Below are 16,775 nucleotides of genomic sequence, written 5' to 3' on the forward strand. Positions count from 1 at the left end.
ATATTTAAAATTTATATTGCAATAAAACCGCGAAATCAAGTTCGGTTTGGAATTTGTTTGTGGTATATTCCTGCTCATTATCTGTGATTAGAAATCCAAAGATATAGTGGCTTTTTATTAGTTTATAAAATCCTGCACTTATTCTATAAGAGTTTAATGATTTTCTCGTATCATATTCTGCAGACCTGGTTCTATCATCTGGTGAAGTTCCGTAGCCTGCGATTACAGTCACATAATCAAACTTTGTTTTATAATAATAGCGAGATGTTAGAGTAAATGACGGACTATCTTTTTGGATGTATGATCTTAAATTAATCCAGTAAGAACCCAGATATTTCCCTATTCCCACATTTAAGGTTTTTAAATCGCTATTATCCTGCATTACGATATATCGAACTCCTAAATCTGCTTCCCAGCCTTTATTGAAATTCTGAAAGTACGAATAACCCAATCTCCATTCCGGAAAAGCGCTGTCTTTACTATAGGCAATGTCAATATAATGGTAGTTATTTTTTTTGGCAAAAAGATAAGATTCAACTTCAAACTGAAGCCCGCTTGCCATAACCAAATCAGACGAAAGTCTTTTGGCATAACTAACTCTGCCAATCAGACTTCCCCAAGTACGTTGTCGCATATAATCGGCGCTGGCTAAGTGCCACGGACCAACTCCGTCACGATCAATTGTAGTCAGGTTGTAATAAGTACCTACACGATCAATGTTAGTTTTACTATACAATTCGAAAAGGCGCTGCTCTATATCCGGATCATGCGGGAATTTTGCTCTGATCGATTTAAGATATTTGGCTTCATTCTGAGTGTCATTTTGCAGCGCATAAATAGCAATTCTTTTAAGTCTGAAAGATTTACTGTCAGGATATAAATCAATTGCTTTATAGGTTACAGTTAGCGCTTCATCATAATTTTTATCCTCTAGATCCATATTTATAAGGTAGAGAAAAGCGTCTTCGTATCTTGGATTTTTATCGATTACATAATTGTAATAGAATCGGGCGCTGTCTTTTTGTTTTAGCAGATCGTAATTTCTGCCTAAAGCCAGATGAAAATCAATATAATCCGGCGCTAGTTTTTTTCCTAATAAAGCTCTTTGAATATTGAGTTTATAATCAGGATGTGTACTTTTCATGTCCTTCATCACAACGGTTAAAAGACTGTCTGTGTCAATTTTTCTTTGTGCTTTAATTGTTTGATTTGAAAATAAAAACAAACAGAAAAGTAGCTTAGCTATATTTATAGGTTTACAATATTTCATAATCAAATTATTTTTTAGAAGGTGATTCAAAACCTTTGCGAACCATAACGCCCCATTTTTGTTCTTTTTTTCTAAAGAAATGCCAATATCCTTTTAGCGATGCATAAACCGTAATGGGATGAAACACAAAAGGCTCAATAATTGCCATTCCAACAAGCGTAATCAGCTCTTTGTAACTGGCATAACTCTTATAAAGCACTTCGTCAATTAAGATTGATATTATGGTTATTGACAAATAAAACAGATAAACTAATGCGCTAATTAGAAATAGATATTGAAAGTTTATTATACCAAACACAAAACTTGCAACTAAAGTAATTATACCTATAAATTCAATAATAGGCACCAGAAATTCAAAACTAAAAAAGAATGGTAAAACTACAAATGCTGTTCGGCCATATTTGGGATTTAAAAACATTTTCCTGTGCAGATACAAGGTTTGTATCAATCCTCTTGCCCAACGAACGCGCTGCCTCAAGAATATTTCTCTGCTGCTTGGAACTTCTGTCCAGCAAAGTGATTCCGGAATATATTTTATCAAAAATTTTTCATTTGTATCATGCATGTATTTTCTCATTCTTGTAATGAGTTCCATGTCTTCGCCTAAGGATTGATGCCAGTATCCGCCGGCTTTTATAACAATATCTTTGTCAAACATTCCAAGACCGCCGGAAACGAGTAATAATCCATTTATTTGACTCCAGGCCATTCTTCCAAATAAAAATGATCGAACATATTCTAATTCCTGAAACCTCGGATACCATTCTTTAGGATAATGCACTTTGTACAAAAAGCCTTCTTTTATATCGCATGAATTTGAAATTCTGATTCCTGCGCCCGTTGCAATAACACGGATTTCGTTTTCCATAAATGGTTTTGCCAGTTTCAAAATAGTATTACTTTTTAAGATACAATCGACATCTGTACATAAAAACAAAGGATATTGCGAGGAGTTTATTCCTGCATTTGAGGCGTCTGCTTTACTTTTTCCATTTACTTTATCAACAATAAGCAATCTTGAATAAACGGGATTTGTTGATTTATAGTGCCCGCGAACAGGTTGTGTGACGATTTTTTCCTGATAGTAAAAGTCAATTTTTACCAAATCAAATTCGGATATTAATTTTTCTAAAGTATTGTCAGAACTTCCATCATTTACGATAATGATTTCAAATTTTGGATACGTTAGCGAAAGAAGCGATTTTACATTGTACACAATATTTACACCTTCGTTAAATGCCGGAGCTACAATGGAAACACCCAATATATGATTGGACCGAATTAGGACTTCTTCTTCCAGATATTTTTGATATTTTAAATGTTTTATAATGGCCCAATATGATAGAATGGATAGAGCTATATAAAATAAGATATAACCAATAGAAAAACAGGCTACAAAAACATCATAAACACGAATAAGATAAGATAGAAAATCATGTATCATAGCTGTAATTTTCTAGTGTGATTAATCATTTTTTGAGTGTCTGGATCGTAACTTCCTAAAACATCAAGACTTATTGAATCAAGATTGTTCAGGCAAAATACCATTTTTAACTTTATATCTTTTATCTCCTGTTTTTCAATTTCATTTTTTAAATAGATAATTGTTTTTTCGGAGCCTATAACTGAGAGAGCGTCTAATATTTCGATTTGAATTTCCACCGATTCGGTTGGAAAGATTTTAATCAGTTCTTCTTCGGCTTCTTCTAAATATAGATCCTGAATTGCTGTAATAACATCAATTTTTAATGATTTATTTTCATGATGCAGCAATTTTATTATTTTGGAGGCTTTATTGGTGTAATTATAAAAAACCATCGTCATAACCGCTAACTTCAGGATAGTTGGATTTTCTGATTCTATCCAAAGATCAATTTGAGGCGGAATAGGTATTTTTTCTGAATGCAAAACATCCATTACTTTTATAGTAGTAATTATAGATACCTTAACAGGAAGTTTATTAATAGCCTGCCAATCTCCCTTTGATAAAGCCAGATAAGCGATATTGGCATTAGACCGAATAATTTTGTCAGGATGATATAAATACTTTCTTATAAGCGAAATTCCGGGTCTGTATCCTAATGCCTGAAAATGATAAATACCTTCCCGTTTTTTATATTTTCTAAAATCCCGAATTAAACTTGCTGAGTAATGATTTAAATCGAGTTGTTTGTAAATGATCAGGATGTTTTTGGCTGTTTTGCCTTTTAAATTGCTTTTCATTCTGATCATATCCTCAATGAGCATTTCTTTGCACCACGAGCGATTTATGGGGATTTCAGATTTAAATTGAGCTATTTTATATTTTAAAGTGTTTTTGTCCGGTTTTGATAAAGTGATTTCGGTCAGAAATTTTTCGGATTTACGAATAATCAGATGCCTGGAAGGCAAGTTGTATTGATAATAGACTCTATTCAATATTAGAATAATGGCTAAAGATAAGGTTGCAATTGAGAAGGACGGAATGATATAATATTTTAAATCGAAAATAAAATGTTCCATACAAAAGGCTTTTATATGGTAATATTACGAAAAAAAAAGAAGAAAAGCTAATGAAATCTCTTGCTTTTGAGGCTAAAATCCTTCAAATACGCCCAGTCCAAAAAGTGCAAAATCATATTTTACAGGATCTTTTGAATCCATCTCTCTAAGTTTTAAATCTAATTCGGCTAATGCTTTTCCGTCATTTTGCTTTCGCGTAAGCAAACCGAGTTTTCGGGCAACATTTCCGGAATGTACATCCAGCGGACATGATAATGCAGCTGGCGAAATGGTTTTCCAAATACCTAAATCAACACCTTTTGTATCCTGACGAACCATCCAGCGCAAATACATATTGATTCTTTTTGCTGCCGAATTGTTTAAAGGATCTGAAATATGTTTTTGAGTTCGCGGTAAATGATCGATTTCAAAAAAGATCTTTTTAAATTCACTGATGCTTTTTTGCAAACTGTCTGCTTCCTGATGTTTGGCAAAAACGGCTTCCAGACCATTATGATTTTGGTAAATATGCTTTAATCCTTTTATAAAGCCTCCAAAATCTTTTCCGTTAAAAGTACGATGAACAAAGTTCTCTAACCTTTCTAAATCTTCATCAGAATGGGACATGATAAAATCATAAGGTGTATTACCCATTAATTCCATCATTTGATGCGAATTTTTAATAATCATTTTACGATTTCCCCAGGCAATTGTAGCACTTAAGAAACCAGCGATTTCAATGTCTTCTTTTTGAGTAAACAAATGCGGAATCTGTACAGGATCACTTTCGATAAAATCCTGATTGTTATATTGAACGACTTTTTCGTCGAGGAAATCCTTTAGTTCTGATTTATTCATAATTTAATGAAAGGTAATTGTTGTCGTAAAGCCCTAGCCCTGATAGTCCCGAAGCTTCGGGAAAAATCCTTTTGTGTAATGAAATGGAACAAAAGATTGAAACGTATAGCAGGACTCGAGCGAGAGCGAACTGATGAAGTAAATAGCTCCTAATTACTAATTAAACCATCGACCATAACTAATTTTCTATCCGCCATATTTGCCAGATCTTCGTTGTGGGTAACGATCACGAAAGTCTGTCCAAATTCGTCACGAAGCTGGAAGAATAATTGATGTAAATTCTCGGCAGAATGCGTGTCCAGATTTCCGGAAGGTTCATCGGCAAAAATAACATCCGGTTTATTGATTAGCGCTCTTGCCACGGCAACACGTTGTTGTTCTCCGCCTGAAAGTTCGTTTGGCTTGTGATTAATTCTATGAGATAATCCTAAAAAATCCAGTAATTTTTTTGCTTCTGCTTCGGTTTCTGAAGGTTTTTTGCCCGCAATATAGGCAGGAATACAAACATTTTCTAAAGCTGTAAACTCTGGTAAAAGCTGATGAAACTGAAAAATGAAACCTAAATTTAAGTTTCTGAATTTTGATAACGCTTTATCATTAAACCCCAAAACATTCTGACCATTAATGGTTAAAGAACTTTCGGTGTCAGATTTTGAAGGTTTATCGAGTGTTCCTAAAATATGCAATAAAGTTGTTTTTCCGGCACCGGAAGCGCCAACAATCGAAACAATTTCTCCTTTTTTAATATGCAAATCAACTCCTTTAAGAACTTCGAGTTGGTCGTAGAATTTATGTATATTTTTTGCGTGTATCATTTTGAAACTGTTTCTACAAAGAAACAAAGATTCTCCCGATATAAAAATGGGTTGTAACAGAAATTTAAGAAGAAAACGATATAAATGATTATTGGATTTTTTATTTTACATTTATGTTAAAGTAGAAAAAAAAATGAAATTAAAACTTGGACTTCTGATATTGATAATAGTTGCCTTTGCAGTTTTTATCAATGCAAAGGTATATTCTGAAGATCCGTTTGTGGTATATAAAGTAGATCTCAAAAAACAAGATCTAAAATTGTACTGGAAGAATGAATCCGGACAAAATTTTGGAAGTATTCTAAATTTGAAAAATTGGATAGAAAAGAATAATTTATCACTAAGTTTTGCGATGAATGCCGGAATGTATAAAAAAGACAATTCGCCGCAAGGTCTCTATATCGAAAAAAAGAAAGTTTTATCTCCACTAGATACAACTAAAGCAGAAGGGAATTTTTATCTAAAACCTAACGGAGTATTTTATTTAACAACCGGAAAAAGGGCAGAAATTTGTACAACTGAAAAATTTAAAAATAACGGAAAAATAGAATATGCAACGCAATCCGGACCAATGTTGGTGATCGATGGCGAAATTCATCCGGATTTTAGAGAAGGTTCAGCTAATTTAAATATTCGAAATGGAGTTGGGATTTTGGCGGATGGAAAAGTAGTTTTTGTGTTGTCTAAAGAGGAAGTTAATTTCTATGATTTTGCAAGTTATTTTAAAAGTTTAGGATGTAAAAATGCTTTGTATCTCGATGGATTTGTATCACGCGCATATGTTCCGTCAGAAAACTGGATTCAGACTGATGGTAATTTTGGCGTATTATTTGCAGTAACAGGAAAAAAGAAAAACTAGTTGGAGTTTTAAAAATCAACATGTTGAAATTAAGTAAGAAAATTATTTTTAGAAATAAATTACTTTAATGAATTCTTTTTAAATTCGAATAATATCTAAATAGAAGAAGATGCAAGATTTGGAAGTTACAAGCGATGATAGAACCAGGAAATTACTTTTGGGTTTACTTTTGGACGGAATTGGAATGATTTCGTTCACAATTCCGCTTTTGGGAGAATTCTCAGATGTGATTTGGGCGCCAATTGCGGCTTTTGTAATGACCAGAATGTACAAAGGCAGAGTTGGAAAAGTGGCGAGTATTTTGACTTTTGTTGAAGAAATATTACCTTTTACAGATGTGATTCCGTCATTTACATTGACGTGGATTTATACCTATTATTTTCAAAAATCAGATAGGGAAATTTAGGATCAAGGGATATTGTTGTGGAAAAATATTAGAAATTAGCTATTTGTATTGTAAATAATTTTAACGCAAAGCACGCTAATATTTTATCTAATAGTAGATGCAAAAAACACAAAGTTCGCAAAGCTTTACCTACACAAAGCTTTGCGAACTCTGTGTTTGTATACGTTTTTATACTTTAAAAAAACTTAGTGTACTTTGTGGTAAAACTCATCCCTGATTTATAGCTCCGGTTTTTGCATTCATTCGTTTAATTTGAATTTGGAATTTAGTCTTTAAAGAGAAATCCCAGTCCCATATTTTTAAGCATTTTCTTTTCGAAATTCCAAAAGAAACGGAATTGCCCAAAAATGGCTCCAATTGCAACTAATAAAACCTGATAAATAGGGAAAATAATCAATAAACGGATTAAAGTAAACCAACTACCAAAGTCTTCTTTGGTAATACCAAGCCATACACAAAAAGGTTTAGACAAATACGCAGATGCCGATCCGGTAATGGCAAAAACGGTAAATATAATAATGGCTTGTAGATTTGAGGTGATTCCCCAACGTTTCTTTAATCTATTCATGCTTTATTTATAACAATTACAAATATAGCAAGATTATCGCATTGGAACGTAACCCGCAAGCTTTTGTTTGTATGTATTCTGAAAATAAATCATATAATTATAAATCAAATAATTTACCTCGTACCCATAATGTATATTAGGTCGGTAATCAATTGTCATTTCGTATAAATTTGGATTGTAACGCTGTGGTTGCGAGGCTCTAAGATTCCATTCTGTTACATACAATTGATTCTTGATTTCAAGATAGGACAGGGAATAGTAATTTCGCGGAAGCGCTGTTGAAGCCAGCCATGTACTAAAACCATTGTCAATAATAATAACTTCATATTCCAGAGAATCATTGGCAATTCGTACTGTATCGTTTACGGCAACTTTTGGCGTAGGTACAGGATTTGTTGCGCTAATATTTTTTGATGCAGTAGAACAAGCGATTATTGTAAACAAAAGGACTAATATGTAGAAATACTTTTTCATGACTTTTATTTTCAATACTTTAAAATTACAACTAAATTTCAGAACACGCTGTTAAGATTCTTATAATCTAGCTTTGCAAGGTTTAACATTCGACAATAAAAAAGCCATTTGCAGAGCAAACAGCCTTTAATATAGTTAAGATTAAAAAAAAGCTTAGAGCCTTAAGAACTCAGAACCTCAGAACCTTTTTATTTACTTCCAAACAATTTTCCAATAAATCCGGCTATTCCGCCTTTAGTTTTTGTTACTACAAGAACATCGGCTACATCTACTTTTCCGTCAGCATTTTGATCTAATCCAAACTGCATTCCGTATTTAGAAATCGTGTCCATAATTCCGGAAGCTTGCCCGCCATTTCCGGAAATAGCACCAATAATATCCGAAATATTAAAACTACTGTCATTAGGATCTTTAGCTTTGTTTACTAACGAACTTAAAATCTGCGGAATCATGCTTGCCGCAACCCCAGAAGAAGCATCGCTGCTCAATCCAAATTTCTCACCAAGACTTCCTGTTACTTGTTGTGTTAATTGCTGTACAACCGGATTTGAACTGTCTATAGACGATTTTCCGCTAAATAAGCTGGCAAGTTGTTCACCGCCGCCTTCTGAAGCAATTTTTTGCAATCCTGCAAAAATTGAAGAACTGGTTTCGCTTATTACAGCTTCATTGTGCTCATTAGGAATAGCAGAATTGTTTACCACGGCGTCGCCTCCGTATTGTTGTACTAATTGCGTTAATTGTTCAAACATGATTTTAAGAATTTAAATTAGACTTCAAATTTACGTAAAAAGAAAGGGATTTACTACAAATATATAGTAAATCCCTCTAAAGTTAATCTATTTTTTAATTACTTAGCTCAACAAAGTAATAATTTGTGAAGCTAATTCTGTTCCAATTCTGTCTTGTGCCTCTCCAGTTGCAGCTCCAATGTGCGGAGTCAATGAGATTTTAGTGTGCATTAAGATTGCCATTTCCGGTTTTGGTTCGCTTTCAAAAACATCTAAACCAGCAAAAGCAACTTTTCCTGAATCTAAAGCTTTTACCAGCGCAACTTCGTCAATAACACCACCACGAGCACAGTTTACGATTCCAACACCGTCTTTCATGATCGCCAATTCTTTCTCACCAATAATGTAACCATCTTGAGCAGGAACGTGCAATGTAATGAAATCAGCTTCTTTAAATAAAGATTCTAATGATTGAGAAACAATTGTAGTTGTGATAGATTGTCCATCAAAAAACTCAACTTTAACATCTACAGAAGGAATAAAACTATCTGCAGCAATTACTTTCATTCCTAAACCAAAAGCCATTTTTGCAGTAGCTTGTCCAATACGACCAATACCAACAATACCTAAAGTTTTACCTCTTAGTTCAGTTCCGTTTGCGTAAGCTTTTTTCAAACCGTCAAAGTTTGAATCTCCTTCAAGAGGCATATTTCTGTTAGAATCATGCAAGAAACGAACACCAGAAAATAAGTGTCCAAATACCAATTCAGCAACAGATTCTGATGATGAAGCAGGTGTATTAATTACGTGAATTCCTTTGCTTTTTGCATAATCAACATCGATATTGTCCATACCAACACCGCCACGACCAATAATTTTTAATCCAGGGCAGGCATCGATAATATCTTTACGAACTTTAGTTGCACTACGCACTAAAACTACGTCTACATTATTTTCATTCACAAAATTAGCTACTTGTTCCTGAGCTACTTTTGTAGTTATAACTTCAAATCCACCTTTTTCTAAGGCTAGAATTCCACTTTTAGAAATTCCGTCATTTGCTAATACTTTCATTGTGTATATTGTTTATTTGGCTAATCGTTAATTTGTTTAATCGATGAACCAGCTATTTTGATTTTTTCTTTTTTTTTTTGGAGCTGATCCCGCTATTCGTTACAATCTTTTATTTTTTTAAAGGAAAAAAATAAAAGGATTTCCACTTCTATCGGGGCTAGAGTTTCAGTTTTCAGACTCAGTTTTCAGTCGTCTGTTACTGAAAACTAAACTTTACTTTCCAAAGCTTTCATTACATCAACCAATACCTGAACACTTTCGATAGGCATAGCATTGTAAATAGAAGCTCTGTAACCACCAACTGAACGATGTCCTGGCAATCCCGAAATTCCTGCAGCTTTCCATAAAGCATCAAAAGTTTCTGTATGATCAGCGTTGTTTAATAAGAAAGTCACATTCATTTTAGAACGATCTTCAACCGCTGCAGCGCCTTTAAATAATGGGTTTCTGTCGATTTCATTATAAAGTAAATCTGCTTTTGCGTCGTTTAATTTCTCAACAGCAGCAACTCCACCTTTATTTTTAATCCATTGTAATGTTAATAATGAAACATAAACAGCAAAAACAGGAGGAGTATTATACATACTTTCTGCTTTAATATGTTTAGCGTAGTCTAACATACTTGGGATAGTTCTACCGCTTTTCTCTAAGATTTCTTCCTTTACAACTACTAAAGTAGTTCCTGCAGGACCCATATTTTTTTGAGCACCGGCATAAATCAAATCGAATTTAGAGAAATCTAAATCGCGTGAAAAAATATCAGAACTCATATCACAAACAACAGGAACGTTGGTTGCAGGGAAATCTTTCATTTGTGTTCCAAAAATAGTGTTGTTACTAGTACAGTGAAAATAATCAGCATCACTAGGTATTGTGTATCCTTTTGGAATATGGTTGTAATTTTCTTCTTTGGAAGAAGCTACAACAATAGTTTCTCCAAAATTCTTTGCTTCTTTTATTGCAGCAGTTGCCCATGTTCCAGAATCTAAATAAGCAGCTTTTCCGCCATCTTTCAATAAATTATAAGGAGCCATTAAGAATGCTGTACTTGCACCACCTTGTAAAAACAAGGCTTGATAACCTTTTCCCTGAAGACCTAATAATTCTAAGGCAAGGGAACGAGCTTCGTCCATAACTGCAACGAAATCTTTGCTTCGGTGCGAAATTTCCAGAATAGAAAGTCCTGAATCATTAAAATCTAAAATTGCTTTTGATGCTTTCTCAAAAACTTCTTGAGGTAAGATACTTGGTCCTGCGCTGTAGTTGTGTTTTTTCATGGTTGTTGTTAATAGTCGAAATTTTAAAGACGCAAATTTCGGCAATAGGAGCCGAAAAAGCGATAAATTATTCGAAATAATTAAACATATTTTTACTTTGTTGTTAACAAAAACGTTATAGTATTTACGTTATCTGCATAATCCCACAAACGAGGATTTTGGGTTTGCCCAAATGGTGTGCTGTTTTTTACTAAATCGTTGCTTACAATACACTGAATTTGTTCAGCATCAGCTTCAAGACGAGTTTGTAAATCTTCGATATTTTCGTAAAATTCATAAAAAACACTCGAAATAGGCGAGGCGTAACTTGGATCTTCTTTTAACGTTAGAAAACCATTGTCTAATAACTTGAAATTACTCATTAAAAATACCGCTTTATTATAATCATAATTATTGGCGTATTTCTCGTAATGAATAACGTCCTGATATTTAAAAATAGCTTCAAAAAAGGGAACAAAGGAATAATCTTTTGGAACAAAAAGTTTGGAAACATTGCGACATCCTAATCCAAAATATCTAAAAATATCTTCGCCTAAAGCTTCTAAATCTTCTTTGGTTTCTTTTCCGTTTAAAACTGCAGCCGAATTTCTGTTTTTTCGAATAATCGAAGGTTTATCTTTGAAATAATATTCAAAATAACGCGCCGTATTGTTGCTTCCTGTGGCAATTACGGTATCGAAGTTTTCCAGTTTACCTTCCACGAAAGTGACTTTATCTTTTAAACTTTCATCAACAGCAATTAAATATTTGGCTAAAAACGGTAATAAATGCTGATCGTTTGAAGATGTTTTTATTAAAGCTTTGTTTCCGGTAATTAAAACGGAAAGAAAATCGTGAAAACCTACTAACGGAATATTTCCGGCTAATATTAAAGCGACCGTTTTTTCTGTTTTGTCATCCTGAGTAAACTCTGATGAATATTGAGAAAGCCATTTATCAAGGTTTTCTTCCGTCAAAGCGTCTGCCCATGATTTGATTGCAAAATACACTTGTTCAGGTGTGTACCAGCCATTATGAGATTGTGATAAATGTATTAATTTTTCGAAATCATCAAAAAATAAATCGTTATGTAAGACATCCGATTTTTTAATTGTGTCCTTTTCAGAGAATTGTTTTAGAAATTTCCCTAATTCAACAAAAACACTTTTTTTTGTTTCTAATGTCATAATGTTTGTTTATGAAGAGTTTTGATTGTAATTTTGCACAAAAATAAGCTATATTAAGTTATAAGACAAAGCAGAATAAAATCTTCGTATTATTATTTCTCAACTTGTAACTTTTAACTCGTAACCAAGAACAAAATGGCAATAATTATAACTGACGAATGCATAAACTGTGGGGCTTGTGAACCAGAATGCCCTAATACAGCAATTTATGAAGGAGCTGACGATTGGAGATATAAAGACGGAACAAGACTTTCTGGAAAAGTAATTTTACCTGACGGAACTGAGGTTGATGCTGATGATGCTCAAACTCCAATTTCTGACGAAGTATATTATATCGTTCCCGGAAAATGTACAGAATGTAAGGGTTTTCATGACGAACCGCAATGTGCGGCTGTATGTCCTGTTGATTGTTGTGTGCCAGATGATAATCATGTAGAAGATGAAGAAACCTTGTTGAACAGACAGGCGTTTTTGCATGGAGAATAATTTTATTTACCTCAAATAGTTTTGAAAAAATCCTGAGTTTCAACGCTTAGGATTTTTTTTTGTCACTTTTTTAATATAATTTTTTTGTATAATACTGGTATTTAATGTTTTATTTTAGTTAATTTGATGATAATTTTTTAATGTTGAAGTGTTTTTAGTTGAAAAATTTAATAATTGCTTATGAAGAGACTAATACTTTTATTTGTTTTGTTCTTTAATGTCGGCGTTTTTGCTCAGAAGATTGAGTATTCAATTGTTGTAAAAGATATTGAAACACAATTGCCTATTGAAAATGCTGCTGTGTTTATTTTGAAAACGAAACAAACATTAATAAGTAATCAAGACGGAAAAGTAACTTTTATGTTGACTGGTGGGTCCAATATTCAGGTTTCAGAAACCAATTACGAAAAAGTGACACTGCGTTGGGGAAGTTTAAAGCCAGACATGTTTGTTGTTTATCTTAAAAGCAACAATAATAAACTAGATGAAATTGTTGTTTCAAAAGAAAAACCCTTTAAATCACTCAGTAAAATTGTTGCTAATTCAAAACAGAAGTTAGCCGCTTCTTACAGGCTTAAAGTGTATGTTAGGGAGTTTTTTATGCTTGACAATAAATACTCTTATTATAATGACGGGTTGGTGAATTTTCAATTTGTGGCACGTCAAAAAAAAATCAATACAACTTTATTGGTAGAGCAAAATCGATCTTATGGTTTATTAGAAACAGATGTTAGTGCCGATTTAAAAGGTTATAATTTGAATAATTTAATGGAAAATTATTCTAATTTTAAGTACTTCGATCCTTTGCTGGATTCAAAAACAAAAAAGAATTATGATTTTATAACTAAAGGACATCCTAAAAATAAAGACTATTATGTAATGACGGTTATACCTCTGGTTAAATCAAAAAAAGCTCTTGACAGTTTTGAAATTACATATGATCCCGAGAAAAAACTAATTATTGAATTTACAGTTTCAATTGCACCGGGAAATATTCCTGAAATAGAAGATAAACCTGCTATAGGTTCTAAACATATCACGAGATCATTTGTAAAAGTTAGTTACAGAACAGATGGATTAGATTATTATTTACTGAGTTCTAATGAAGAAATAGCGTATGATCTGATTCTAAAGGATAAAATCAAAAATATTCAGGTTCGAAATAATTTTGTTACGACAAATTTCAATAAACAAAATTTTACTTATAAGGATAGTGACGTATTCACAGAAAAATCACTTTTTAATAAACAAAATAAAATTCTCACTAATTATTGGGATATCTCAGGTTTTACAGCTACCGAAGAAGAAAAAGGTATTATAGATTCACTGCAATTTAAGTTGTAAAAATGAGATAATTAGAAAATGAGATAATTAGAAAATGTAAAAATATGTTTTAATAATAAAAATCCTGAACTATTGAAGTTCAGGATTTTTTGTTGATAGTTATAATGCTTTAGATTGAATTTCTTTTTAAAAATTAAATCCAAGTCTTGCATAGTAGTAAGCTCCGCTGAAACCCATTTGTACAGCATCCCAATATCCACCAGCTTCTGTATTACCTTGTTCATCTTGTTTCGTTGGATAAACGTTGAATAAGTTATTGCTTCCAATACTTATTTTCAGACTTTTGCTTAATTTATAACCTAAAGTCAAATCTGTTACTAATCTTGGGTTGTAAACATCATCTTCATCAGCATAATCTACTAAAACTACTTTACTAAAACGTGTAAAGGCTAAACCTGCATCAAATTTATTTTTAGAATAGTTTAGGTTTAAACCAAATTTACTATCCGGAGCCGATGCCAATAGAAATGCTTGGTCACGTTTTCCGAAGAAAGTGTCAGCAGGCAAAGAACCATTTTTTATATTATCAATTTTCATATCGTTAATGTTACCTACAAAAGTTGCTGAGAATTGTCCAAAATCAAATCCTTTTTTCCAAGAGAAAACCAAGTCCAAACCATGTGTACTTGTATCTGCACCATTAGTGAAAAATTGAGCTTTATCAACGCCTAAGTTTAAAGCGCTTGCGTCAAAATATCCGGTAAGAACGATACGATCTTTTACTTTGATATAGTATCCATCAACTGTTGCCGTAAAATCTCCAAAATTTGCAGTGAAGCCCAAAGAAGCATTTACAGCTTTCTCTTCGTTTAGTTTTTGAATTCCAAAAGCTCTTGTAATCGGACTGTCATTTGGAGCCAAAATAACGTCAGTTGCACCGCTGGCATTGAAGTTCGTAAAACGTAAATTATAATAAACCTGAGCCAATGATGGAGCGCGGAAACCAGTACTTACAGATCCTCTTAGATTAATATGGTCTGTAATTTTTAGTCTTGAAGCTAATTTTCCGTTTATAGTACTTCCAAAGTCACTGTAATTTTCAAAACGAACTGCTCCGCTAACCATTAAAGCTTCTGTGATATCTAACTCAGCATCCGTATATAAAGAGAAGTTAGTACGGCTTTTATTTACTTCATTTGCGGGGCTATATCCCGGGAATCCCTGAGAACCTCCAGGTCTTGGAGTTGTTGGTGACGAAGTTGGATCAGTAGGGTCATAGTCAGGATTTGGGATTGTTGGCGGGCTTTGAGTAGTTGGGTCCGTAATTGGTTTTCCGTTGGTATCATAAGTTGTGTATGAACCCTCTTCACCGGCAAAAATTTCAAATTTTTCTACTCTAAATTCTGTTCCAAAAGCAATATTAAAACCTTTTAAAACGTCGCCATAGTTTTTAGAAATATCAAAATTGGTGGTGTTTTGAAGTAAACTATGTCCTCCTGCATCAAATTCAAGTGGAGATTTGTCCAGAAGAGTAGCATTAATAGTACCTTTTATATCATAGTGGAATTTATTTTTTCCAAAAGTGTTACTGAAATCCATTTTCCATCCGCCAGAAGTTTCTGTTCTAATTCCGGCAGCGATCGAATTGTCATTAATTTTTGAGGTAATTCTTGGCGTATATCCGCCTGGATAAACAGATTCTACCACTTGTTCACCACTATTTCTGGTAAAAGCATAAGCATCCGTATTTCTAACACTGCTTCCGCCAAAAGCATAAAATTCTGTTTTCTCCCCAATTGGAATGGCAAGATTTCCGAAGAAATTTAGTCCATTAATTTGTGCATCACCAAAACCTTTTCTGAAATCGTAAGCTGGTCTCAAAGTTTTTTCTTTATTGATGAATTCACCCGTAAAATTGGCGTAACCACCTTTGCTTCCTAAAGCAACTCCATAATTGGCGGCCACTTTTATAGATTGACCGTCAAGAGATTTGTCTTTTCCGTAGGAGTTTCCATTTCCTTTTTGGTCCAATCTGAAACCTTTAGTATTTGGTGTTCCCGGTAAAAAATCTCCTTTTGCATCGGTGTTAAAAGCACCATAAGTAACAGATCCTGTTAACTCATTTACATTGTCATTTGTGACAATATTAATAACACCTGCAATAGCATCAGAACCATATTGCGCAGCGGCACCATCTCTTAGAATTTCAATTCTTTTGATAGAGGCAACCGGAATAGCATTCAAATCGGTTCCTGTATTTCCACGTCCGCGAGTTCCAAATAAGTTGATAAGAGATGATTGATGTCTTCTTTTTCCGTTAATTAAAACCAAAGTCTGGTCAGGTCCCATACCTCTCAAGGAAGCAGGATCAACGTGGTCAGCACCATCAGAACCCGATTGTTTGTTGGCGTTGAACGAAGGAGCAACATATTGCAACAACTGATTGATTTCTATTTTTCCGCTTTGTGTGGCGACATCTTTTACATTAATAACATCAATAGGCACGGCCGAATTGACAACTGTCCTTTTTGTGTTTCTGGATCCCACAACGACAACGTCACTTAAAATCTGACCGCCGTTTTGATCTAAAACTATACTAACGTCGGTACTTGTAGCTTGTTTTTCAACAGTAGAATATCCAATATAACTAAAAATTAAAGTAGCGCCATCTTTAACTTTTATTCTGTAACTACCTTCAAAATCAGTAGATACGCCGTTTGTTGTTCCTTTTTCAAGTATGTTTACACCAGGTAGAGGTGCTCCTGTTTTGTCTTTTACAACTCCCGAAACTTCTTTTTGAGCAAAAAGAAACGCCGTGTTTAATAGAAATAAAAATAATGCAATCTTTTTCATGGTTGTGTGGGTTTGGTTTATTTTTTTGTTTTGATCATTGTTAAAAGTAGTATTTTTTAACAAAATATTAGTAAAAAGTTCAATTATTTTACGACGAGTGTTTTAAAATACATTAATCGTCATTTTTACTTCACTTACGAGCTATTAAATCTTATATTTGCAAAATTTTAAAG

The 16,775-nt window shown here is 33.4% G+C and carries 16 protein-coding genes; 4 read left to right on the forward strand and 12 right to left on the reverse strand.

The window, feature by feature from the left end; translation table 11 throughout:
- Nucleotides 1-4: 4 nt before the first annotated feature.
- The 5 genes from EAH81_RS04770 to EAH81_RS04790 all read right to left on the reverse strand — a co-directional run bounded on the left by EAH81_RS04770 (nucleotide 5) and on the right by EAH81_RS04790 (nucleotide 5,424).
- The gene (locus EAH81_RS04770; RefSeq protein WP_140504326.1) at nucleotides 5-1,270 is read right to left on the reverse strand and encodes a YaiO family outer membrane beta-barrel protein; all 1,266 of its coding nucleotides are present in this window, start codon (nucleotides 1,268-1,270) and stop codon (nucleotides 5-7) included.
- Between the two features lie 7 nt (nucleotides 1,271-1,277).
- Nucleotides 1,278-2,714, reverse strand: a complete 1,437-nt coding sequence (locus tag EAH81_RS04775) for a glycosyltransferase family 2 protein (protein ID WP_140504328.1) — start codon at nucleotides 2,712-2,714, stop codon at nucleotides 1,278-1,280.
- Nucleotides 2,711-3,772 (reverse strand): hypothetical protein, encoded by a 1,062-nt coding sequence (locus EAH81_RS04780; protein WP_140504330.1) that lies wholly within the window; start codon nucleotides 3,770-3,772, stop codon nucleotides 2,711-2,713. The genes EAH81_RS04775 and EAH81_RS04780 overlap by 4 nt, the downstream gene beginning before the upstream one ends.
- 72 nt (nucleotides 3,773-3,844) lie before the next feature.
- Nucleotides 3,845-4,609, reverse strand: a complete 765-nt coding sequence (locus EAH81_RS04785; RefSeq protein WP_140504332.1) for a TIGR02757 family protein — start codon at nucleotides 4,607-4,609, stop codon at nucleotides 3,845-3,847.
- A gap of 149 nt (nucleotides 4,610-4,758) precedes the next feature.
- On the reverse strand, nucleotides 4,759-5,424 hold the full coding sequence (locus EAH81_RS04790) for an ABC transporter ATP-binding protein (protein WP_140504334.1): 666 nt from the start codon (nucleotides 5,422-5,424) through the stop codon (nucleotides 4,759-4,761).
- Nucleotides 5,425-5,557: 133 nt separating this feature from the next.
- Between EAH81_RS04790 and EAH81_RS04795 the strand changes: the two genes are divergently transcribed.
- Both EAH81_RS04795 and EAH81_RS04800 read left to right on the forward strand, forming a co-directional pair.
- Nucleotides 5,558-6,283: a phosphodiester glycosidase family protein gene (locus EAH81_RS04795; protein WP_140504337.1), complete on the forward strand. Its 726-nt coding sequence runs from the start codon at nucleotides 5,558-5,560 to the stop codon at nucleotides 6,281-6,283.
- A 109-nt stretch (nucleotides 6,284-6,392) separates the two neighbouring features.
- Nucleotides 6,393-6,689 carry a hypothetical protein gene (locus EAH81_RS04800; protein WP_140504340.1) on the forward strand — a complete coding sequence of 99 codons (297 nt, stop codon included), beginning with the start codon at nucleotides 6,393-6,395 and terminating at the stop codon, nucleotides 6,687-6,689.
- 265 nt (nucleotides 6,690-6,954) lie between these two features.
- Here the strand turns inward: EAH81_RS04800 and EAH81_RS04805 are convergent, their stop codons facing one another.
- From EAH81_RS04805 to EAH81_RS04830, 6 genes are all read right to left on the reverse strand, one after another.
- A complete protein-coding gene (locus EAH81_RS04805) occupies nucleotides 6,955-7,257 on the reverse strand; it encodes a DUF6787 family protein (protein WP_140504342.1) in 303 nt (100 codons plus the stop codon).
- Between the two features lie 33 nt (nucleotides 7,258-7,290).
- A complete protein-coding gene (locus tag EAH81_RS04810; protein WP_140504344.1) occupies nucleotides 7,291-7,731 on the reverse strand; it encodes a DUF6146 family protein in 441 nt (146 codons plus the stop codon).
- 188 nt (nucleotides 7,732-7,919) lie between these two features.
- Nucleotides 7,920-8,483 carry a DUF937 domain-containing protein gene (locus EAH81_RS04815; RefSeq protein WP_140504346.1) on the reverse strand — a complete coding sequence of 188 codons (564 nt, stop codon included), beginning with the start codon at nucleotides 8,481-8,483 and terminating at the stop codon, nucleotides 7,920-7,922.
- Nucleotides 8,484-8,585: 102 nt separating this feature from the next.
- Entirely contained in the window at nucleotides 8,586-9,536 is a 951-nt protein-coding gene (locus EAH81_RS04820; protein ID WP_140504349.1) for a D-2-hydroxyacid dehydrogenase, read from the reverse strand.
- Nucleotides 9,537-9,742: 206 nt separating this feature from the next.
- Nucleotides 9,743-10,813, reverse strand: a complete 1,071-nt coding sequence (gene serC / locus EAH81_RS04825) for a 3-phosphoserine/phosphohydroxythreonine transaminase (protein WP_140504351.1) — start codon at nucleotides 10,811-10,813, stop codon at nucleotides 9,743-9,745.
- Between the two features lie 92 nt (nucleotides 10,814-10,905).
- A complete protein-coding gene (locus EAH81_RS04830; RefSeq protein ID WP_140504354.1) occupies nucleotides 10,906-11,979 on the reverse strand; it encodes an acyl-CoA reductase in 1,074 nt (357 codons plus the stop codon).
- Between the two features lie 135 nt (nucleotides 11,980-12,114).
- On the opposite strand from EAH81_RS04830, the gene EAH81_RS04835 reads away from it, so the two are divergent.
- Together EAH81_RS04835 and EAH81_RS27355 are read left to right on the forward strand one after the other, a co-directional pair.
- A complete protein-coding gene (locus EAH81_RS04835; RefSeq protein ID WP_140504356.1) occupies nucleotides 12,115-12,465 on the forward strand; it encodes a 4Fe-4S dicluster domain-containing protein in 351 nt (116 codons plus the stop codon).
- Between the two features lie 180 nt (nucleotides 12,466-12,645).
- Nucleotides 12,646-13,809, forward strand: coding sequence for a carboxypeptidase-like regulatory domain-containing protein (locus EAH81_RS27355; RefSeq protein ID WP_161595783.1), 1,164 nt, complete (start codon nucleotides 12,646-12,648; stop codon nucleotides 13,807-13,809).
- Between the two features lie 126 nt (nucleotides 13,810-13,935).
- Here EAH81_RS27355 and EAH81_RS04845 read toward each other — a convergent pair whose 3' ends face one another.
- Nucleotides 13,936-16,602, reverse strand: a complete 2,667-nt coding sequence (locus EAH81_RS04845; protein WP_140504358.1) for a TonB-dependent receptor — start codon at nucleotides 16,600-16,602, stop codon at nucleotides 13,936-13,938.
- Nucleotides 16,603-16,775: the final 173 nt, after the last annotated feature.

Origin of the sequence: Flavobacterium pectinovorum, assembly GCF_006438875.1 — a bacterium.
GTDB lineage: Bacteria > Bacteroidota > Bacteroidia > Flavobacteriales > Flavobacteriaceae > Flavobacterium > Flavobacterium pectinovorum_A.